This window comes from Thermococcus sibiricus MM 739, assembly GCF_000022545.1.
In the GTDB taxonomy this organism is placed as follows: Archaea; Methanobacteriota_B; Thermococci; order Thermococcales; family Thermococcaceae; genus Thermococcus_A; species Thermococcus_A sibiricus.
The window spans coordinates 482,081-502,674 of the sequence record NC_012883.1 but is presented as its reverse complement, the minus strand read 5'-3'; the positions used below and the strand labels follow the sequence as shown (position 1 = coordinate 502,674).

Annotated in this window: 18 protein-coding genes and 1 tRNA gene; 9 read left to right on the top strand and 10 right to left on the bottom strand. The window is 39.4% G+C overall.

Annotated elements, in window-relative coordinates; all coding sequences use genetic code 11:
- Nucleotide 1: 1 nt before the first annotated feature.
- Nucleotides 2-1,795 carry a translation initiation factor IF-2 gene (gene infB / locus TSIB_RS02645; RefSeq protein ID WP_015848818.1) on the bottom strand — a complete coding sequence of 598 codons (1,794 nt, stop codon included), beginning with the start codon at nt 1,793-1,795 and terminating at the stop codon, nt 2-4.
- A gap of 119 nt (nt 1,796-1,914) precedes the next feature.
- On the opposite strand from infB, the gene TSIB_RS02640 reads away from it, so the two are divergent.
- Together TSIB_RS02640 and rgy are read left to right on the top strand one after the other, a co-directional pair.
- Nucleotides 1,915-2,454: an SWIM zinc finger family protein gene (locus tag TSIB_RS02640; protein WP_048160213.1), complete on the top strand. Its 540-nt coding sequence runs from the start codon at nt 1,915-1,917 to the stop codon at nt 2,452-2,454.
- Between the two features lie 163 nt (nt 2,455-2,617).
- Entirely contained in the window at nt 2,618-6,262 is a 3,645-nt protein-coding gene (rgy, locus tag TSIB_RS02635; protein WP_015848816.1) for a reverse gyrase, read from the top strand.
- Between the two features lie 33 nt (nt 6,263-6,295).
- On the opposite strand, the gene acs is transcribed toward rgy, so the two are convergent.
- Nucleotides 6,296-7,684 (bottom strand): acetate--CoA ligase alpha subunit, encoded by a 1,389-nt coding sequence (gene acs / locus TSIB_RS02630; protein WP_048160212.1) that lies wholly within the window; start codon nt 7,682-7,684, stop codon nt 6,296-6,298.
- A gap of 268 nt (nt 7,685-7,952) precedes the next feature.
- On the opposite strand from acs, the gene fen reads away from it, so the two are divergent.
- Nucleotides 7,953-8,975 carry a flap endonuclease-1 gene (gene fen / locus TSIB_RS02625; protein WP_015848814.1) on the top strand — a complete coding sequence of 341 codons (1,023 nt, stop codon included), beginning with the start codon at nt 7,953-7,955 and terminating at the stop codon, nt 8,973-8,975.
- 31 nt (nt 8,976-9,006) lie between these two features.
- On the opposite strand, the gene TSIB_RS02620 is transcribed toward fen, so the two are convergent.
- The 5 genes from TSIB_RS02620 to TSIB_RS02600 form a co-directional block, all read right to left on the bottom strand.
- On the bottom strand, nt 9,007-9,906 hold the full coding sequence (locus tag TSIB_RS02620; RefSeq protein WP_015848813.1) for a transcription initiation factor IIB: 900 nt from the start codon (nt 9,904-9,906) through the stop codon (nt 9,007-9,009).
- A 46-nt stretch (nt 9,907-9,952) separates the two neighbouring features.
- Nucleotides 9,953-10,222, bottom strand: coding sequence for a hypothetical protein (locus TSIB_RS02615; RefSeq protein WP_148206149.1), 270 nt, complete (start codon nt 10,220-10,222; stop codon nt 9,953-9,955).
- 7 nt (nt 10,223-10,229) lie between these two features.
- Nucleotides 10,230-10,568: a DNA-binding protein gene (locus TSIB_RS02610; RefSeq protein ID WP_015848811.1), complete on the bottom strand. Its 339-nt coding sequence runs from the start codon at nt 10,566-10,568 to the stop codon at nt 10,230-10,232.
- Nucleotides 10,569-10,642: 74 nt separating this feature from the next.
- Nucleotides 10,643-11,095 (bottom strand): 30S ribosomal protein S19e, encoded by a 453-nt coding sequence (locus TSIB_RS02605; protein WP_015848810.1) that lies wholly within the window; start codon nt 11,093-11,095, stop codon nt 10,643-10,645.
- A gap of 2 nt (nt 11,096-11,097) precedes the next feature.
- A complete protein-coding gene (locus TSIB_RS02600) occupies nt 11,098-11,514 on the bottom strand; it encodes a YhbY family RNA-binding protein (RefSeq protein ID WP_048160211.1) in 417 nt (138 codons plus the stop codon).
- Between the two features lie 146 nt (nt 11,515-11,660).
- Here TSIB_RS02600 and pfpI point away from each other — a divergent pair, with 146 nt between their 5' ends.
- Nucleotides 11,661-12,161: a deglycase PfpI gene (gene pfpI / locus TSIB_RS02595; RefSeq protein WP_048160210.1), complete on the top strand. Its 501-nt coding sequence runs from the start codon at nt 11,661-11,663 to the stop codon at nt 12,159-12,161.
- A 76-nt stretch (nt 12,162-12,237) separates the two neighbouring features.
- Here the strand turns inward: pfpI and TSIB_RS02590 are convergent, their stop codons facing one another.
- Nucleotides 12,238-14,670: a CDC48 family AAA ATPase gene (locus TSIB_RS02590; RefSeq protein ID WP_015848807.1), complete on the bottom strand. Its 2,433-nt coding sequence runs from the start codon at nt 14,668-14,670 to the stop codon at nt 12,238-12,240.
- A 104-nt stretch (nt 14,671-14,774) separates the two neighbouring features.
- Nucleotides 14,775-15,281, bottom strand: a complete 507-nt coding sequence (locus tag TSIB_RS02585; protein ID WP_048160209.1) for an Hsp20/alpha crystallin family protein — start codon at nt 15,279-15,281, stop codon at nt 14,775-14,777.
- Nucleotides 15,282-15,562: 281 nt separating this feature from the next.
- Between TSIB_RS02585 and TSIB_RS02580 the strand changes: the two genes are divergently transcribed.
- The 5 genes from TSIB_RS02580 to TSIB_RS02560 all read left to right on the top strand — a co-directional run bounded on the left by TSIB_RS02580 (nt 15,563) and on the right by TSIB_RS02560 (nt 19,182).
- The gene (locus TSIB_RS02580; RefSeq protein WP_015848805.1) at nt 15,563-16,204 is read left to right on the top strand and encodes a DUF257 family protein; all 642 of its coding nucleotides are present in this window, start codon (nt 15,563-15,565) and stop codon (nt 16,202-16,204) included.
- Between the two features lie 299 nt (nt 16,205-16,503).
- Nucleotides 16,504-17,034 (top strand): flavin reductase family protein, encoded by a 531-nt coding sequence (locus TSIB_RS02575; protein WP_015848803.1) that lies wholly within the window; start codon nt 16,504-16,506, stop codon nt 17,032-17,034.
- A 573-nt stretch (nt 17,035-17,607) separates the two neighbouring features.
- Nucleotides 17,608-17,684, top strand: a tRNA-Phe gene (locus TSIB_RS02570).
- A gap of 62 nt (nt 17,685-17,746) precedes the next feature.
- Nucleotides 17,747-18,010: a 50S ribosomal protein L35ae gene (locus TSIB_RS02565; RefSeq protein WP_015848802.1), complete on the top strand. Its 264-nt coding sequence runs from the start codon at nt 17,747-17,749 to the stop codon at nt 18,008-18,010.
- Nucleotides 18,011-18,042: 32 nt separating this feature from the next.
- Nucleotides 18,043-19,182 (top strand): tRNA (guanine(10)-N(2))-dimethyltransferase, encoded by a 1,140-nt coding sequence (locus TSIB_RS02560; RefSeq protein ID WP_048160208.1) that lies wholly within the window; start codon nt 18,043-18,045, stop codon nt 19,180-19,182.
- On the opposite strand, the gene TSIB_RS02555 is transcribed toward TSIB_RS02560, so the two are convergent.
- Nucleotides 19,183-20,547, bottom strand: a complete 1,365-nt coding sequence (locus TSIB_RS02555) for an MATE family efflux transporter (protein ID WP_015848800.1) — start codon at nt 20,545-20,547, stop codon at nt 19,183-19,185. It lies immediately after the preceding gene.
- Nucleotides 20,548-20,594 lie beyond the last annotated feature (47 nt).

Below are 20,594 nucleotides of genomic sequence, written 5' to 3'. Positions count from 1 at the left end.
ATTAAAGGGCACCCCAGAATGGATCTTTTTGGGCCTTTACTTTTGCCGTGTTTTTCAAAGCTTCTATATCGGTGTCATCAAGCATGTCTCTAAGTTCCTTCACTAACCTTATTGCATCATCTTTGCTTATATCCACATAAAGGATTTCCCCTGGATGTATGTGTCTTCCCACAATAGCTCCCTCTATTGCCACAGCCACTTGATCTCCTTTCTTAGCCTCTTGGAGAAAATCTTCTTTGGACTTAATTGATTTTATTACCCCTACTTTATCTCCATTCTGCTTTATTAAAGGATATCCTGGTTTTATTCTTCCTTCAAGCACCTCTATTCCTACTATAGCTGGATGGCTCCTTCTAAAAACATACCGCTCATCGGGGAAGAGTTTAATAACACCAGGGAACTTAGTATTTGCTAGAATCTCTTTCTTTTTCTTCTCTTCCTCTGCTTTTATCCATGCCTCGTAATCCTCAATTAGTTTGTAAATAATGTTGTTCACAAAAAGCGGAATATTTTTCGCTTTTGCAACTTCTTCCGCATCTTCATTAACCTTTACATTGAATCCAATAACCACGCCATAGAATGGTTCCTCTTCTTTTACACTAAGGGCCTCCATAACATCAGTTTTGCTGATATTCCCTACATCTGCTTTTCTAATGGGGATATTCTTTTCATGAAGCTCCTTGCTTAGGGCTTCTAAGCTCCCAATTGTATCTGCCTTTACTATAACACCCACTTTATCCGTGCTTATGATAACACTCTTTATCTGTTCAAGAATCTCTCTTCTGGCCCTTTTCAACTCTTCTTCATCTCTCACTGCAATCACAGGAGAACCTGCAAGGGCCTCTTCCAGATCCGGTGCTGCTATTTTAATACCCGCTGATGCTGAAACCTCATTCACATGGTCAAACTTGTATCTTGGATCTCTTATCTCATCTAAAGGTTTAGGCTTAAGAAGGGCCCTTATCTTCGTAACGATGGCCTTATCTTTTCCACCAACTACTATAGTGTCATCTTTCCTTAGAGTTCCATCGTAGATTATCACATCTATTGTTGTTCCAAAGCCAATTTCCTCTCTAACTTCAAGTATGGTCCCTCTTGCAGGCCCCTCAACCTCTATTTTGAGCTTTTCCTCCAGATATTTTTGAGCCAACCCCGAAATGAGGACTAATAATTCTGGAACCCCAATGCCATACTTTGCTGAAATTGGTATTATCGCAAGTTCCTTCCTGAAATCCTTAACACGATCAAACCTATTAACCTGGAAACCAAGTTCATAAAACTTACCTATTAACTCCCAAAGTTTTGTCTCAAGGTCCTGTTGGGCCCTTTGATCTTGTTTTTTGATATTGACTAAGAAAGGTTCATTTTCTACTACTTTCCATCCCTTTATACGATCGATCTTATTTGCAGCTACAACAAAGGGAGTTTTGTACTTTCTCAAAATCTCTATACTTTCCAAAGTTTGTGGTTGGAAACCTTCATTCACATCTATAATAAGAATTGCTAAATCTGCCAGACTTCCTCCTCTTGCTCTTAAACTTGTGAAGGCCTCGTGACCAGGAGTATCAATAAAAAGCAGTCCTGGAAGCTTGATCTCACCTTTCCAAAGGCTTAAAAGAGGACCAGCCAGTTGTTTAACAACATCGATAGGGACTTCAGTAGCTCCTATGTGCTGGGTAATCCCACCCGCTTCTTTCTCCGCTACGTGAGTATTACGTATACGGTCAAGTAAACTCGTTTTACCGTGATCAACGTGACCTAAAACAGCTATAATTGGCTGTCTAATCTTTTTCATGCTCTCACTCTCCCCAAAACTTTTGATAATCGTTACGGGATTAACTAAAACACCTGCTTTTTAAAGGTTTAGGGAGTTAACCTTAAAAATCCCTACACTTACCACATTCAGTGGTTATTATGGAGAAGAAAATCCTACAGAAAGGAAGGAGCTACTACAAGAAAGGTAAAGTCTTGTGGGTTCTAAAACATAAAGAAAAGCTCTTTTCCAAGGTTTTGGGGACTTATCCCTACTACGTAGAGATAGATTTGGCCAAAAATTCTAATAAATGCACATGTCCTCAAGGAAAAGACTGCAAACATGTCGCTGCCGCTTTGAGCGCATTTGAAGAGGGATTTTATGTAGAAAGTACAAACCCCCTTTCCGAATTTTCACCTGAATCTTTTATCGACAAATATTTCTTCGAAGAAAATCCCGAACTCGGTTTGGAAACACTACTAAAAGAGCTTCATTATCAGATGAACAACGATGAAAGTGGAAGTGAAGTTGCAAAACTTATCAGGAAAGTCCTAAAACTTTTCCCACTCTCCCCCTCAAAAGAAATTGGCTTCCAGCTCAGAGATATTTTTGAGGAGTTTCAAAGAGTATTTTCGGATTACAATCTAACAGAAGACCTTGAAAAAGAGATTGAAGAGGCTACAAAAGATTGCTCTCTTTGAGTTTTCTCTCAAGGCATTATGCTCCCTACTAAAAGAACAAGGCCCTAAAAGGAGGAATTCGAGCTCACTTTAAGCTTCTTTGTTATTATATTGCATCAAACCTATTTCAAAAAAAGCCTTATAAAGTTCGTATACTCTAAAAAGACACTAGAGGGTGAATAAAATGAAGGCAATATATAAGGGCATGTGCCCAAATTGTGAAGATAAAATAAGCGATGAACGATTATACAAAAAACATCCATGTGAGATATGTCTGGAGGATGAAATCACCTCCGATACCTATTTTGATCTCATTAGTGGGATACGTGAGGGCCTAAGGGTTAGAAACAGAATAAAACAATGGGAAGGAGTGTATTCTCTTGAAAAGAAGCTTATTGAAGCGGAGACACTTTTCAAAAATGCCACCGGGTTCACATTTTGGAGTGCCCAAAAGACATGGGTAAAACGTCTTGTGAAAGGGAAGAGTTTTTCGATTATAGCTCCTACTGGTATGGGCAAGAGCGTTTTTGGAGCTTTTATGTCAATTTATTATGCCAAATATGGTAAAAAATCGTATATAATTTTACCCACGACTCCTCTGGTCACCCAAACAATAAAAAGAGTTAAAACCTTTGCTGAAAACACTGGAATAGATGTAAATCTTGCATACTATCATGGGAACATGAAGAAAAAAGAAAAGGAAGAAATGATACAAAAGATTCAAACAGGAGATTTTGACATCCTCATAACATCTGGCCAGTATTTGGCTAGAAATTTTGACCTCATAAAGGATAAAAAATTTGATTTTATCTTTGTAGACGATGTTGATGCTTTCTTAAAAGCTTCAAAAAACATAGACCGCTCCCTTATTTTACTGGGCTTTAATGAAGAAATGATCCAAAAAGCATGGGAAATCATTAAACTAAAAAAACTGATGGCAAAGTACTTGAATGGGAATAGAAAAGACAAGAACGAGCAACTAAAAGAACTGAACAAACAAATAAATATAATTGAAAAGGAGATTAGAGAATTCAAAGACAAAAACAAAATTGGTGTTCTAATCATTGCCTCTGCAACAGGGAGTGCTAGAGGGGATAGAATAAAACTTTATCGTGAGCTCCTTGACTTTGAAGTTGGAAGTGGAAGATCTGCATTAAGAAACGTCGTAGATAGTTACTTATTTCCTGAAAATTCAATTGAAGAGCATGTTAAAGAACTTTTAAAAGTTTTAGGGCCAGGGGGCCTTATTTTCGTTCCAATCGATCAGGGGATAGCATATGCAGAAAGATTGACAAACTATCTCCAAGATCTAGGATTCAAGGTAGAATTGATATCCGCAAGGAACAAAAAGGGCCTCCAGAGGTTTGAGAATGGGGAAGTGGATTATCTGGTAGGTGTTGCCACATACTATGGATCTATTGTTAGAGGCCTAGACATCCCACATTTGATAAGATATGCTATTTTCACAGGAATTCCTAAATTCCGTTTTAGCATAGATCTAGAACAACCAACGATTTACAGAGTTTTGGGCCTTATGAGTGAAGTCATGGACTTTTTAGAAAATGAAGATAGAAAAAATGCAGAAAAGCTCCATGCCCAAATAAGGAGACTTATACGCAACATTCCCCAGTTTGAGATTTTGAAAATAGAGGAAGCACTTGCAGAGGGATTACCACTAGAAGGCTTCTCAAACCATGTACTTAAAGTGTTCAAAGAGGCTGTTCAATTTTTAAGAATGATACTAAAGAAAGAAGATGTTCTCAAGAGAATTGAAGAGGACCCCTTTATAAGTCTGAAAAAAGAAGAAAACAAATGGTATATAGAAATACCAGATGTTAGAACATACATACAGGCCACCGGAAGGACTTCAAGATTATTTGCTGGTGGTATAACCAAAGGACTAAGCGTAATAATTGTGGATAATGAAAAAGTGTTCAATGGTTTGAAGAGACAGATGCGGTGGCGGTTTGCTGAATTTGAAATGAGACCTTTCCATGAACTGGAATTGGAAAAACTACTTCAAGAAATTGATGCAGATAGAGAAAAGGTTAAATTCCTCCTGGAAGGAAAAATAGCAGAAAAAACAAAAGACCTGGTCAAATCTGCCCTTATGATAGTTGAATCACCAAACAAAGCAAGAACAATTGCAAACTTCTTTGGACACCCGAGTAAGAGACGCATTGGGGACTTGGTTGCTTATGAAGTGAGCATTGGTGAGTTGATGTTAACGATCCTCGCAAGCGGGGGCCATATGTTTGATCTCATAACTAACGATAATTATCACGGCGTTTTAATAAAGGAAAAAGAGGGAAAACTATATTTTATTCCAATATATGACACTTTAAAGCGCTGTAGAGAATGTGGACACCAGTTTGTGGATTGGGAGAGTAAAGGAGTGTGTCCAAGATGTGGTTCCAACGATGTGAGAGACGTCCTTGAAAACGTGAAAGCCATGAGAGAAATTGCTCAAGAAGTTGATGAGATACTAATTGGAACCGACCCTGATACAGAGGGAGAAAAAATAGCGTGGGACATAAGGAACGTTCTATCTCCATACACTCCGACAATAAAGAGAATTGAATTCCATGAAGTTACAAGGCCTGCTATTCTAAAGGCCCTAAAAGAAGCGAGAGATATAAATGAAGGAAGAGTAAACGCTCAAATTGTGAGAAGAATCGAAGATAGATGGATAGGTTTTGAATTAAGCCAAAAACTTTGGGAAGTTTTTGAGAACCCTTATCTCTCGGCAGGAAGAGTCCAAACACCTGTACTCAGCTGGATCATCCAAAGGTACAAAGAATTCGTAGAAAGTGAAATTAATTTTGTCCAATTAACCCTTGAGAACGATCTAAGTGTGGTATTGGAAGATGTAAAAGATGGAGTTGAAGAGGTTGTTGTAGAAGATGTGCACCTCGAAGAAAAAGAAATCAACCCCCTGCCCCCATACACCACAGACACAATGCTCCAAGACGCCTCGAGATTCTTAAAGTTTTCAACCGACTATACGATGAGGCTTGCCCAAGATCTTTTCGAAGTCGGGTTGTTGACCTACATAAGAACAGATTCAACCCATGTAAGCAACGTTGGTATAGAGGTGGCTAAAGAATACATAACCGATGAAATAGGTGAAGAATACTTCGTCCCACGGAAATGGGGTGAAGAGGGGACCCACGAGTGTATAAGGCCCACAAGGCCCATAGATACCGGAAGATTAATGCAACTCCTAAGAGATGGTGTCATCACCCTTGCAAGAGGTCTAACAAGGGACCACTTTAGACTTTATGATATGGTGTTCAAACGATTTATGACCTCTCAAATGAAAGCCACAAAAGTACTTTATGAAAAAGCAACAATCGATGCAAGAATCGCAAAAGCAGAAGTAGAGGGTTATGTGGAGATTCTCTATGAAGGATGGACAAAACTCAGAAATCTGCCCTTGAAAAAACTTCCAAAACTCGAAAAGGGACAAAAAATCAAAGTCAAAGAAACTAAAAAATGGAAGGCTCCAAAAGTACCACTCTTCAGCCAAGGAGATATCATAGCACTGATGAAAGAGCACAAGATTGGAAGACCCTCAACGTATGCAAAGATAGTTAAAACTCTTCTCGATAGACACTATGTAATAGAAACCAAGGGAAGGAAGAAACTCGTGCCTACCGAACTCGGTACCAAGGTCTATCACTATCTTATAACCAAGTACAAAGACCTTGTAAGTGAAGAAAGAACAAAACAGCTCGAAGAGCTTATGGGTCTCATAGAAGAAGACAAGATAGACTATCAAGAGGTTCTTACTGAGTTATACAAGGAAATTAAAAAATATACAGCTTGAACTCTTTTTAAATTTTAAAAGAGAAAAAAAGAATCACTCTTTCTTATGTTTCATTTTCCAGTTGTGCCATCTGTAGAGAGCTGATAGAGATTTAATTGCTCTTTCTGGTTCTGGATATGCTGGAATGCCCCTTTCATTAAGCAGATCAATAGCTTCTTTAGCCTCAATTCCACCAACTATGGCAACCACGAGTGGTTTCTTCCTTCCACTTGCTTCATATTCTTCAATAACTATTTTTGCAAGGTCTCTTGGATCAAGAACAGCTGTTTGACAGTAGAGAACTGCTACTGCATCCATGTTTGGATTTGCAAGTGCGTCCCTAACTGCCCCTTCATAGGCTTTAGCATCTGCCATACCTGTCAAATCAACTGGATTCTTATACGAACCAAAAGGCGGCATGTGGTTTGCAAAGACCTTAAGTTCCTCCAAATTGTCATAGAGTTTTAGATCCTCTTCCTCTGCAGCATCTGTAGCCATGACGCCTATTCCACCGCCATTTGTGATTATGACAACGTTTTCTCCTTCTGGTTCTGGAAGATTGCTCAGAGTTCTCGCCCAATCGAAAGCTTCACCAATGGTTAAGGCTCTTAAAACACCACTTTGCTTGAATGCAGCTGTATAAATACTGTCAGCGCCCGCAAGTGAACCAGTGTGGGATGCAGCTGCCTTTGCACCTCTCTCACTCCTGCCTGCCTTTATGATGATGATAGGCTTCTTCATTGAAACCCTTTTTGCTGTCTCCATGAACTTTCTTCCGTCTTTAACACCTTCCATGTAAATTAAGATAGCACCTGTGTTCTCATCGTTCTCAAAGTACTCAAGCATATCAGCATCATCTAAATCGCTCTTGTTTCCAATGCTAACTACAGCTGAGAGGCCGACTTTTTCGAGAATTGTCCATCCCATAAGAGCTATTCCAAGGGCACCACTCTGGGATACTAAAGCGAGCTTTCCTGGCAGAACATCAGTTGGACCAAATGTGGCATTGAGCTTTGCTGGAGTATAAACAATACCAAAGATATTAGGTCCAAGAATCCTCATTCCATACTTGTGAGCTGTCTCAACTAACTGCTCTTCAACTTTTTTGCCTTCTTCTCCAAGCTCTCCAAACCCTGAACTGATAATTGGAAGAACTTTGACTCCTTTCTTTCCACACTCTTCCACAACTTGTGAGACAAACTTAGCAGGAACAACTACAACAGCCATGTCCACTTCATCGGGGACATCAAGAATACTCTCGTAAACCTTGAACTTCCTTCCACTAACCTCTATTTCTCCACCTTTGACATTAACAGCGTATATTTTGCCCTCATAGCCGTACTCAATGAGATTCTTCATAATTGCATATCCTATCTTTCCAGGTTTTCCGGAAGCACCTACAACAGCTACACTCCTAGGTTTGAAAAGTGCTTCTATGCTCATTTCCTCCACCTCATGAACTTTACAAAGGTTAATGCGAGAAAGAAGTTATAACTTTTCCCTTATCTATTTGACGACTTAGGTATCGGCATTTGTTAAAGAAACCAATGGTTTTGAACCATAAATTCAGAAATCTTCACATTATACAACTAAACTAAAAGCTTAAATCATATCTCGTCAATATAATGACAACGATGATGTCTCAGAATCTCTTTACGATTGCTAAAGGCTTTTTATATTGGTTCATATATATTAGGATAGGTGATAAGTGATGGGAGTCCCTATTGGTGAACTCTTACCCAAAAAAGAGCTTGAGCTAGAAAACCTGAATGGAAGAAAGGTTGCAATAGATGCTTTTAACGCTATTTACCAGTTCCTCTCAACAATAAGACAGAAAGATGGCACTCCTCTAATGGACTCCAAAGGCAGGATAACCTCACATCTCTCAGGACTTTTTTATAGAACCATAAACCTAATGGAGGCCGGAATAAAGCCCGCGTATGTGTTTGATGGAAAACCTCCAGAGTTCAAGAAAAAAGAGCTTGAAAAAAGAGCTGAGACGAGAGAAGAAGCACTAGAAAAATGGGAAATCGCCCTTGCCAGAGGGGAATTAGAAGAGGCCAAAAAATACGCCCAACGGGCCTCAAAGATAAATGAAATTCTAATTGAAGACGCCAAAAAACTTCTAGAACTTATGGGAATTCCCTGGGTGCAGGCCCCGAGTGAAGGGGAGGCCCAAGCCGCCTATATGGCCTCAAAAGGAGATGTTTGGGCCTCAGCAAGCCAAGATTACGATTCTTTGCTCTTTGGAACACCAAAACTTGTGAGAAACCTTACCATCACAGGAAAGAGAAAATTGCCCGGAAAAGATGTTTACATTGAAGTCAAGCCTGAGCTAATACTCCTTGAAGATGTGTTGAAAGAACTGAAACTAACAAGAGAAAAACTCATTGAATTAGCGATACTTGTTGGCACTGACTACAACCCAGGGGGGATAAAAGGACTTGGACCAAAAAAGGCCCTTGAAATAGTGAAATACTCCAAAGACCCCCTATCAAAATACCAAAAAACTAGCGAGGTTGACCTCTATGCAATAAAAGAATTCTTTCTGAACCCACCTACAACAAATGATTACAAATTGGAATGGAAGTTACCCGACGAAGAGAGCATTATAAAATTCCTTTGTGATGAACACGACTTTAGCGAAGAAAGAGTAAAGAATGGCCTAGAAAGGCTCAAAAAGGTAACAAAAACTGGAAAACAATTCACGTTAGATACATGGTTCAAAAAATGATTTTTTCTCTTTAAAAATTTAAATGAAAAGACTAAATAGGAAGCTTTAATCCAAGCTTTTCAACCATTTCCTTATACCTATTTCTCACTGTTACCTCAGTTACCCTTGCTGCCTCTGCAACTTCTCTTTGAGTCCTTTTTTCTCCCTCTAAAAGTCCTGCAATATATAATGCAGCCGCAACTAACCCCGCAGGACTCTTTCCACTTGTAAGACCCATGTTATAAACTTGGTCTAAAAGCTCAATTGCCCTTCTTCTAGTTCTTTCACTAAGACCAAGCTCATCAGCAAACTTGTTCACATAATCTGTTGGTTTGACAAAAAGTTTCTTTGGAGTAAGATTGAGATTTCTCGCGATAAATCTAAAGCTCCTTCCAATCTCTTTTTTATCAACTTTAGCCATGTCAGCGATTTCGTCTAGAGTTCTGGGGATTTTTAGCAACCTGCAAGCAGCGTAAACGCAAGCTGCGATAACGCTCTCAATTGACCTTCCCCTTATAAGGCCTTTTTTAACGGCATCTCTATATAAACGGGCTGCTTCTTCTTCAACGTGTTTTGGGAGATTTAATCTCGCACCAAGTCTATCAAGCTCGCTTAAGGCAAACGCAAGATTTCTCTCCGCGGCGTCACTAACCCTAAGTCTGCTCTGCCATTTCCTAAGACGGTATATTTTTTCTCTCATTAACCCCTTAACATTCCTGTCATAGCCTATATCTGTTGAAAGACCTTTATCATGAAGCAAAATGCTTTCTGGTGCACCAGTTCTGGAGCGTTTTTCTCTTTGAGAAGCATCAAAAGCTCTCCATTCAGGGCCCATGTCAATTATATTCTCTTGAATTACAAATCCACAGTTTGCACAGATTATTTCACCCCTTTCCGGGTCGTAAACAAACTTATCGGAGCCGCAAACTGGGCAAACCCTATGCTTAGTCACAATTACACCCCCACGGTCAGTAGCCTTGTCAATCTATATATAAACCTCAAGTTTTTTCAAGCGTAATGATTGAATTCATTATCCATTTTACATGCTCTTTTTTAAAGGTAATCTTCTCAAGGACTTTGACATCTTCATTAACAATATTCACATAAATCCACAGGAATACTGGATCTTTTTCGCTCCCAACAACACGATTCCAGTAAAGAAGGTCAATGGTTCCATCACTACTTTTTCTAGCTGATAAAGGTTTCCAAATATCCAAACTCACTTCTCCCTTATCATTGAGTTTCTTGATTATCTCTCTAATTTTCACTTTTGTTTCACCACTTAATTCTAAACTCTTTTCTTGTTCTAGCATCAATTTGGGCTAAAATCCTTTTAAGCTTTTCATCTGTAATTCTTTCAGTTATCTGTCCAGCTTGGTAAAGTTGAACAAGTATTAACTCCACTTGTCTTGCAAGTTCTGGCCTAACCAGCTTAACCCTTGTCAATCTTTCCCTCGCCTCTGAAGTAAGAATTTGTTTCATTATGGCCTGTAATTGGGCCTCCAATTCCATCTCCTGTCTTATTTGTTCCTCTTCTGCTCTCTTTTGCTCAGCAAGTTTCTTTTGAAGCTCTAAAAGTTTTTTCCTCCTAATTTCCTCTATATCCTCAGCCATCCTATCACCCTCAACAAAAGTTATTTTAAAAGGTTATTGGAAAATACTGATTAAAGGCAAAAGATGAGAGAACATCAATACTTCTTAAGTTCTGGAATTGCCTCTTCAAGCTCTTTCTTGAGATCTGTGGCAGCTTTGTCAAGAAAGCTTCTCCCCTTTGGTGTGACTACCCTGCCCTCTCCGGGGATCTTTGTGATGAGTCCTGCAGCTTCCAGCTGTTGAAGGGCCTTTCTAACAATACTTCCACTCCCTTTGTAAAAGTGCTCAGGTGCATGACCCCTGTTTTTCCTTCCACCATACCATGTCCTTAATCTTTCAATACCAACTGGACCATCAACATAGACCTTCCTGAAAACTGAAGCAACTCTATAATACCACCAATCATCTTGGTCTGGTACTCTTTCTTTGTGCCTGCCAGTTTTAACGAATAATGTCCACTCAGGTGGTTTTATTTCAGGAAATTCCTTTAATTTTTGGGCTACCCTCTCAACGAGTAAATCACCAGGAACATCATAAACTGTCGCCATTTTCACTCCCTCCCTTTCTTAAACTTCTTTCTAAATTGAGCAATATCGAGCTTGACCTTTTTAACGGGTTTTTCTTCCCGTCTCTCTTTCGAGACTTCCTTAAGCTTAAGCTTCTTTAAATACTTTTCCCATCCCTCTCTGGGACGGAACAATATAAACCTTTTGCCCCTTACATCAATGAGCTCACTATCAGTAAGTTCTGCAACTTTTTCTGCTATGGATTCTCTATCCATATTTGTAGAGGTGAATGCCCCTTTTCTTATTTCTACCTTTAGTATACCATCTTTTTTTAGTTGGGTAGCAATTTCACTGATCACACTTTCTTCCAACCCCTTTCTTCCAACCCATGCTTTAGGTTCAATATCATAATATTTGGCCCTTATGGCTCTTCTCACCTTTCCGGGTAAGCGTTTCTCCATCTCTCTCACCTCTTTCCAAAGTCTCGCCCCACTTCGGACGTGAAGGTTTTTAGGAGAAGGGCTTTTTAAATTTTCCCTAATTGCTACACACCTTTGAGTAAAAATCCTTTTAAGTTTTAGTCTTTATTGATATAGTGGTGATTGCAATGAAAGTACTGTTTTTAACAGCAGATACATTTGAAGATTTGGAACTTTTTTACCCACTCTACAGGATGAAAGAAGAGGGGCATGAGGTTTATATTGCAAGCAATAAGAAGGGTACAATAGTAGGAAAACACAATTATTCCGTAAATGTTGATCTAGTCTTTGATGAAGTGAATCCAGATGAATTCGATGCTCTAGTTTTACCTGGAGGAAGAGCACCTGAAATTGTAAGAATATACCCCAAAGCAGTGGAAATAGCTAAAAAGATGTTTGAAGCTGGAAAACCCGTGGCAAGTATATGTCACGGCCCTCAGATCTTGATATCTGCAAGGGTTCTTAAAGGAAGAAAAGGAACATGTGTTGTAACGATAAAAGACGACCTTATAAACGCCGGAGCAGAGTACATTGATAAAGAAGTTGTTGTAGACGGAAACTGGGTAAGTTCAAGACATCCAGGAGATTTGTACGCTTGGATGAGAGAGTTTGTAAAACTTTTGAAGTGAGTTTTTTATTTTTTGATATTCGTTCTTGCTTCTTATCTAATGGAAGCAACCCTACAAAAATAAAACTAAAAGGGGATCACAAGATTGTTCTATCTCTCCCCTCTGTTGGTTTTACTTCAGATTTCTTTTTAATGAACATCTCCTCAATTCTCTTGTAATATTCCATAGTTTCCTCGCTTACACTTGGACCTACTTTCTTCATAGCTTCCTCAAAATCCCTCATTGTAACCTTAACTCTTTCCCTAATGTCACTTGCCCTCGTACCTGGTTTTATTATTCCTTCACTTATGGCTCTTCTCATGGTATTAAATGCGGCCTCTCTGACTACTGCTTCAATATCTGCCCCTGTATATCCCTCAGTCCTCTTTGCAAGCTCTTCTAAGTTAACATCTTTAGCTAGTGGAACGTTTCTCGTATGTACTTTGAATATTTCCAATCTTGCTTTTACATCTGGTGCTGGAACTAGGATTATCCTATCAAATCTTCCAGGCCTTAGTAATGCTGGATCTAGAATATCTGGTCTATTTGTAGCTGCAATAACAACCACACCACTATTCTCCTCAATACCATCCATTTCTGTGAGGAGTTGGTTGATAAGTCTGTCCGTAACTCGGTTGACATCACTCCCTCTTCTTGGGGCTATAGCATCAATCTCATCAATAAAGATTACTGTAGGAGCTGCTTGCCTTGCTTTTCTAAATATTTCCCTTATGTTTTTCTCACTCTCTCCCACCCACTTGCTGAGTACTTCTGGACCTCTAATACCAATGAAATTAGCTTCACTTTCAGTAGCAACGGCCTTTGCTAGTAAAGTCTTTCCAGTACCCGGTGGGCCATATAGGAGTATTCCCTTGGGTGGATTAATACCCATAGCCATAAATGCCTCTGGATATTTAAGTGGCCATTCCACAGCTTCTCTTAATTGCTGTTTAACCTCTTCAAGGCCTCCAATATCATTCCATCTAACATTGGGAATCTCAAGAAGCACTTCTCTAAGGGCGGATGGTTCAACCATCTTCAATGCTTCGTAAAAGTCCCTTCTGGTTACTTTGAGCTCTTCAAGCACTTCTTTTGGAATGCTTTCTGCTTCAAAGTCTATCTTGCCTTCTTCAATCAACCTCCTTAAAGCAGCCATTGCTGCCTCTCTTGCCAATGCTGCCAAATCAGCTCCAACAAATCCATGAGTCTTCTCTGCAAGTTCTTCAAGGAGAAGATCAATCAACCTATGCTTCACTTCTTCGTAAAGTTTATCATCGATATCTCTTATGGCTCTTCTGATAATCTCTTCCTTGTCAGCAAGATCTTCTATCTTATAAAGAGCTCTTTCAGCAGCATCTCTAAATCTATCGTCTTGTTTAAGTTCCTTAAGGACTTTTTTAACTTCCTCTTTTCTGAAATCCGGCTCAATAGGCATTCCCCTTGTGTGAATTTGGAGGATCTCTTTTCTTCCCTGTTTGTCTGGAACTCCTATTTCTATCTCTCTATCAAACCTACCTGGTCTTCTAAGGGCAGGATCTAAAGCATCAGGCCGGTTAGTTGCACCTATGACTATCACTTTTCCTCTGCTTTTTAGACCATCCATTAAGGTTAATAGCTGAGCTACTACTCTTTTCTCAACTTCTCCAGTAACTTCTCCTCTCTTTGGAGCTATAGCGTCGATCTCGTCGATGAATATAATACTTGGAGCGTTCTCTTCCGATTCCTTGAATACCTCCCTAAGTCTCTCTTCGCTTTCTCCATAATACTTACTCATGATTTCTGGCCCGTTAATTGCAATAAAATGAGCGTTAGCTTCATTAGCAACGGCCTTAGCTAATAAAGTCTTTCCAGTACCAGGAGGTCCGTAAAGCAAAACACCCTTAGGCGGTTCAATGCCAAGCTTCTCAAATACTTCTGGATGCTTCAATGGAAGTTCTATCATTTCTCTAATCTTCTGAATTGCATCCTTCAGGCCACCAATGTCTTCATAGGTGACTCCAAGAGCTGGAGTCTTAGTCACTTCCTTAACCGTTTTCTCTGAGACCGTGAACTCTGTGAATTCTGTTATCTGAACAACCCCCGAAGGGGTAGTTGCAGTGACTACAAAAGTGAGTTCTTGCCCGAGGACACCAATCCTAATGTAATCTCCCCTAACTACTGGCCTACCCACTAACCTTGAATGGAGCCAATCAACAAAATCATGGCCAAATCTAATCGGCTCTGTTGGGGCTAAAACTACTTTTTGGGCCTCTTTAACTTCTGCTTTTCTTATGGTTACCTCATCTCCAAGACCAACACCAGCATTCTTTCTTATCGTGCCATCCATTCGGATAATTTCTAATCCCTCATCCTCTGGATAAGCTGGCCAAACTACCGCAGCCGTGTTTTTAGTACCAATAATTTCTACAATATCCCCTGTCTGGACACCGATTTTCCTCATTGCATTTCTATCAACCCTGACTATCCCCCTACCAACATCTCTCTGGTAAGCGGAAGCGACTTTAAGCTTGATTTCATTTTTATCTGCCATTATAAACCACCCCCATTTTTTATTATCAACAGCAGATGATCGTAAAGTTAGATTGCTTACTTAATTTGGCCTTTTAACTTTAAAAATAAAAATAAATCAAGAAATCACTCTATTTTAACTTCAAATCCTCCCTTCTCTTCTTTCTTTGTTGGATGTTTCTTCGGAACCCTTATTTCAAGAACACCGTTATTGTATTTGGCCTTTGCCTTTTCTGGGATAACCTCCTCTGGTAGTCTAATGGCTCTTCTGTAACCACTGTAATATCTTTCAATTCTTATTGCGCCCTCCTCCTCAAGTTCCTGTTCTCTCTTGACTTGTGCTTCGATGTAAACTGCATCTTCAAGCACTCTGACTTTAATATCCTCTTTCTTGACTCCTGGAAGCTCAGCGGTAATAACAAACTCCTCACCAGTGTCAAAGATGTCAACGAATGGCTCTCTCCAAACTCCTTCACTTCTCATCTCAAATTCTCCTCTTGGCTCGCTAAATCTTCTGTAACTCCATAGTCTGGGCCCCCTGAATATGTCTTCAAACATTGCATCAATCTCTTCTTGTATTTCTCTCATTATATCGAAGGGGTCCCAAATATCTCTCCTCCACCTTCTCACCATTCTCATCACCTCCTTACATATTTTGGTTACCAATAGTTATTAAAATAATCTTTCTTTATAAACTTTTCGATTTTAGTATCCCATACTCAAAGGACACATAGTAAGGAATCAGGTTTAATCTGCTGATAATAGACCTAAAAAAGCTCAAAGTCTGGAATTCAAGGTTTTGGATCGTTTGGGCACGATTTTACTTAGTATTTAATTCATACTAACTCACGGAGCCATGAGTTAACATAAGCTTTAAATCTTATTAGGGGAATTTTTATTATAAGGTGTGTGAAATGATTCGTGTTAGGGATATTTTGGATAACATCCAACTCGGCGAAACCGTGCTAATAGAATACTCTTCCAAAGTGGCACCCATTTTGTTCTTCTCTGAGTTAGTGGATTGGGCCAAAGAGAAAGGATACTCAGCGGTAGTTGATGACATTTTGGATACGCTTTACTTGTACAAGGTACAGCTGGAGTTAGTTGGCGCGAACATGAGCTTCTTGAATGACTTAAAAGTCATAAAATTTGGCGGCCGGTTCAACGTTGGTCAAATTTTTGGGCGGCTTCACATTGAAAGGCCGGAGATTCGAGAGCAGAAGTATAAGGAGTTTTTTGGTCCTCTGTTGGAGGAGGGGAAGACAGTAGTTAATCCTGTTTTGGGCTTTGAGAAGATCTTCTTGCTCCAAGAGTCCAAGGCAGACATTTTGAATCTCATGAATGAAACTCTCTCTTTTGTTGGCGAGAAACCGAGGATTGCGCTTTACTTCATCAACAGTGACGTGTTGGAGAGTACTGCTCCAGAAGCTTTGCCACTGTTTGAAGAGTTGGCAAGCACGATACTTAAGGTTGATATAGAAGGAAAGCTCTACAAGTTCTCTGTAGTGAAGTCCGTGAACAATAACCTCTTGGGACTCGAGTTTACTCTGCCTTGAGATGGCTATCCTTATTTCTTATCTTCGGAAATTTTATACTGTCATAACAACTGGAGCAACTGTGGACAGTGTTACTAAAGTGAATGTTTATTTGGATGATATATACAACTTCGGAAAGTTTAACAAGATCTATTAGGGTCACTTTTGGCATTAAAAGCCTGTAATATCATTAGTTATGATAGCTAACCTATCTAAAGGTGTTAAGATAGAAGTAGAGTTAATAACCATTTTCGAGGAAGTTAGAGGATATTGAAGTATATTTTTATAAATTAACATGTCTAATACAGGTGGTGAAAGGTATGTGGCACTTACTATATCCGATGCGCACTTTTTTAATAGTTTCAGGCCAAGGTGAAGAGGTCAACATAATGGCAGCCGATTGGCTAACGTACTTATCAACTAAACCAATAATTGTGGGCGTCTCTATCAACCCTCACCGCTATACTCACGATTTGATCAAAAAATACAAAGAGTTCGTAATTAGTATTCCGAGCATTGAAATATTGAAAGATGTACTAATTGCTGGAAGAAAAAGTGGGCCAGATAAGCTTAAACACATGAGCATAACACTACTGCCTTCAAAAAGGATTCAGACTCCAAGCATAAAAGAGGCTCTAGCTAATTTAGAATGCAAAGTTATTGATGAGAGGAATTACGGAAATTATACATTCTTTGTTGCGGAGGTAGTTGATTACACTCAAAAGGAAGAGGCTTTTAAAAATAATAAACCTAACATAGAGTTCAAGTTCATGGCTCACTTGGCTCCTGGAACAAATGATTTCGTGACATTTGGAAGAGAGATTTATAGATGGGATACTAAAGACTTATGAGACCTTGCATAATACATCCACCCTTAAGAACATTAAGTAAACCAACACCTTACCCTATCCTGAAGGTGAAGCTTTCAAAAGAATAATGATTAAAGGGACACTCTAGACATCCAAAATAAAAATAGAAAATTGACCTCCTCACCTATTTTGTTCTTATTGTTTTATAGCAGCATTAAATAAAGCCAGTCCAAACACTGGAGAAATTATAGAGTTTAAGGGAGGATATTATTAGAGGATTTGACTTTTTAATTTTATTCTTTAGCATAATTATTAAGGGCCTCTTCCATCTTTTTCTTCATTTTCTCAAAAAGTGTTAAAAATCCTTAGAGTGTATATTCTAAGCGTTTACGCTAAGGTCCTTAAAGGATTTAAGAGCAGGGTTAAAAGCCCCAAGACTTAACCTAAACCTAACCTCCTAATGCTTATCCTGACAGTAAGAGTTACTTGAGCGTAAAGTTTTTAAGCCAAATTAGATGATACGTATATGGCCTCACGAATAAGTGCAAAAACTCCTTAAAGTGCCTTAGAATCTCAAACCAACCCTTTATTTGGTTGTGATTCCTCATTCAGCGTGGGGCGGTAGCTCAGCCTGGGAGAGCGCCGGACTGAAGATCCGGGTGTCGGGGGTTCAAATCCCCCTCGCCCCACCATGTTTTCCTGTTCTTCGACAACGTAAAAGTTTAAAAACCAGTTTCCATAGTGATTTCCGGTGATGATAATGAAGGGCATCGTGTTAAGTTACATGAGAAGTAAAGAGTACCAACACAACAACCACATGATTATCAAACCACTAGGAATTGAAAGCAAAGAACAAGCTGCAACTCTTATTGGCAAGAAAGTTCTATGGAAAAGCCCAAGTGGAAAGCTTCTTGTGGGAAAAATTACAAGAACCCATGGAATTAGAGGAGAAGTAAAAGCAATATTTAAAAAAGCCTTACCTGGCCAAGCAATAGGCGGTTATGTTGAAATAAAGTGATCCTCCTTTCTCTTCTTTTTGGAGGTAACTTGATGAAACTTACCAAAATCAAAGAAGGCATGGCTGAGATCTTCATACCTAAAGCTGAGCGTATTTATGACGCCCCTGTCTTTTATAACCCCATCATGGCTCTTAATAGAGATCTGAGTGTTCTCGTTTTGAAAGCCTTGGGTTCTAAAAAAGTTCTAGATGCTTTATCTGCAACAGGGGTAAGAGGAATACGATATGCTCTCGAAACTGAAGCTGAAGAAGCATGGTTAAATGACATAAACCCAAGTGCTTTTGAACTTATTATTAAAAATCTGGAGAATAATTTTGGTGAGAAACCTATTCTAGAAAGGGAAATGGCAATAATAACTAGAGAAAGAAAGATAATTGCAACAAACAAAGACGCTAATCTCTTGATGACTGAAAAGTTTAGATACTTTGATTTCATTGATCTTGATCCTTTTGGTTCTCCAATGGAATTCCTCGATTCAGCGCTTAGGAGTGTTAAAAGGAAAGGAACCATTGCAATTACCGCTACAGATACTGCTCCTCTATGTGGGGCGCACTCAAAGGCATGTGTTAGAAGATATAACTCAATACCTTTGAGGGGAGAACTCTGCCATGAAAGCGGGCTAAGAATTCTAATAGGGACTGTTGCAAGATATGCCGCAAAATATGACCTAGGAATCAAAGTTCTCGTTGCATATTATAAAGACCATTATTTCAGAGCATTCTTACAACTCAAAGATGGGGCAAAGGAAGGAGACAAGTCCCTTATGAACTTGGGCTATGTCTATTTCGATACCAAAAATGGAAAATTCGAAATCGAAAAAAGATTCCTTCCAAGTAAGCTCAATGCCTTCGGCCCGTTGTGGTTAGGGCCACTTAAAGACCAAAAATTCATTGAAAAAATGATATTGAAAAGTGAAGAATGTGAGCTGGCCCAAAAGAAGAAAGTTCTTAACTTTTTGAATACTCTCCTCAAGGAACTAGATGAGCCATTCTTCTACGATACTCATGCTCTTGCAAGAAGAAACTCTCTTGAAGTACGAAAACTCTCTGAAATAGGTGCAATACTCCAAGAGAAGGGCTACAAAGTGAGCAGAACTCATTTTTCCCCAACTGCAATAAAAACAGATGCTCCATTTGAAGAGGCATTAATGGCCTTAAAAGCTCTCCAGTGATCATACTTTTATATACTTCCACTTTCCTCGTTTGAAAATAAACCAGAAAAATGCTGCCGTTGTGAAAGTTTCCAACGTCATCGCAAGCCATGCAGCTACAACTCCCATTCCTTCTATATGAATCATCCAGAAGGAAAATCCAAAGCCCAAGATATACGAGGGTATTATTCTAAATAAAAGCTTGCTTATGGCAGTTACGTACATTGGACTTTTCGTATCTCCAGCCCCTCTAAGGGAACCACTTAACACGAATGTCCATCCAAGGGGAATCTCACTTATACCAACGATTATAAGATAAATGCTGGCCAATCGGAGAACCTCAGCATAATTGGGGTCACTCTTAGTCACGAATGGCATGACAAGGTATTTGGGAAAAACCACCAAAATTATTGCCATAATCCCCATGAACACGGAGACCATTTTTAGGGCCTCGTAGACTACTTTTTCGGCTTTTTCTGGATTTTCTTCTCCCAGACTTTGACCAACTAAAGCTGAAGCAGCAACATTAAAGCCAAAAGCAGGCATATATGCTATACTTTCAACCCTTAAACCGACCTGATGGGCAGCTAATGCTATAGTTCCAAAACGTGTGACAATGCTTATGTAGAGGAAGTTATAAAAGCTAAAGATGACTCTTTCAACAGTAGCTGGAACACCAATCCGTAAAATTCTCTTTATGACTTCCCAATCAGGTTTAAAAGAAGGCCTAAATCTCAAAATCAGTGCACCTTTAAGGAATAATACTAACCCTACAATAAAGGCAATTAGGATTGAAAGTCCAGAAGCCAAAGCAGCTCCCACTACTTCTAACCTCGGCAATCCAAAATTTCCAAAGATTAAACCGTAGTTCAACAAAACGTTTGCACCGTTTGTAAGTAGAGTCAGTTTCATTGGCGTTTTTGTGTCTCCTGCACCCCTAAGGGCGCTGAAAGCGGCAAACGACATAAAATTTACGGGATAAAATAAGAAAAACATCCTAATATATGAGTATCCAATTTTTATGACATCTTCACTGGCCCCCATTATTTTAAGAGCATCATCCCCAAAGAAGATACCAAATAACATCACTGGAATACTCATGAAAAATGCAAGATACACACTCTGCTCAAGAGCTTTCTCAGCCATATCAATGTCCTTAGCCCCCACAAATCTAGCGACCAACGCGAGGGTTCCAGTGGAGATTGCAAACATAAGGGGCATCATAAACCAGGAAAACTGGCCACCTAGACCAACGCTTGCTATAGCAAGGGATCCAAGCTGGCCTACCATTACCATGTCCACTAAGTTAACCAGCGTTTGGCCTATATTAGCTAGAATTGCAGGCCATGCGAGAGCCCAGAGTCTTCTTCTTAACTCTCCGTTCATAGTTCTCACTTAGATTATTGTCTTAACGATTAGAGGCAAAGTATAAG

Bases quoted from the DNA above. Each gene is read 5' to 3' on its own strand.
- TSIB_RS02585 (WP_048160209.1), bottom strand. From the start codon at position 15,281: ATGGTGAGAAGGTGGAGGAGAGATATTTGGGACCCCTTCGATATAATG.
- TSIB_RS02575 (WP_015848803.1), top strand. From the start codon at position 16,504: ATGTGGCACTTACTATATCCGATGCGCACTTTTTTAATAGTTTCAGGC.
- pfpI (WP_048160210.1), top strand. From the start codon at position 11,661: ATGAAAGTACTGTTTTTAACAGCAGATACATTTGAAGATTTGGAACTT.
- TSIB_RS02560 (WP_048160208.1), top strand. From the start codon at position 18,043: ATGAAACTTACCAAAATCAAAGAAGGCATGGCTGAGATCTTCATACCT.
- TSIB_RS02580 (WP_015848805.1), top strand. From the start codon at position 15,563: ATGATTCGTGTTAGGGATATTTTGGATAACATCCAACTCGGCGAAACC.
- TSIB_RS02605 (WP_015848810.1), bottom strand. From the start codon at position 11,095: ATGGCGACAGTTTATGATGTTCCTGGTGATTTACTCGTTGAGAGGGTA.
- TSIB_RS02555 (WP_015848800.1), bottom strand. From the start codon at position 20,547: ATGAACGGAGAGTTAAGAAGAAGACTCTGGGCTCTCGCATGGCCTGCA.
- TSIB_RS02600 (WP_048160211.1), bottom strand. From the start codon at position 11,514: ATGGAGAAACGCTTACCCGGAAAGGTGAGAAGAGCCATAAGGGCCAAA.
- rgy (WP_015848816.1), top strand. From the start codon at position 2,618: ATGAAGGCAATATATAAGGGCATGTGCCCAAATTGTGAAGATAAAATA.
- TSIB_RS02590 (WP_015848807.1), bottom strand. From the start codon at position 14,670: ATGGCAGATAAAAATGAAATCAAGCTTAAAGTCGCTTCCGCTTACCAG.
- TSIB_RS02565 (WP_015848802.1), top strand. From the start codon at position 17,747: ATGATAATGAAGGGCATCGTGTTAAGTTACATGAGAAGTAAAGAGTAC.
- TSIB_RS02640 (WP_048160213.1), top strand. From the start codon at position 1,915: ATGGAGAAGAAAATCCTACAGAAAGGAAGGAGCTACTACAAGAAAGGT.
- TSIB_RS02610 (WP_015848811.1), bottom strand. From the start codon at position 10,568: ATGGCTGAGGATATAGAGGAAATTAGGAGGAAAAAACTTTTAGAGCTT.
- fen (WP_015848814.1), top strand. From the start codon at position 7,953: ATGGGAGTCCCTATTGGTGAACTCTTACCCAAAAAAGAGCTTGAGCTA.
- acs (WP_048160212.1), bottom strand. From the start codon at position 7,684: ATGAGCATAGAAGCACTTTTCAAACCTAGGAGTGTAGCTGTTGTAGGT.
- infB (WP_015848818.1), bottom strand. From the start codon at position 1,795: ATGAAAAAGATTAGACAGCCAATTATAGCTGTTTTAGGTCACGTTGAT.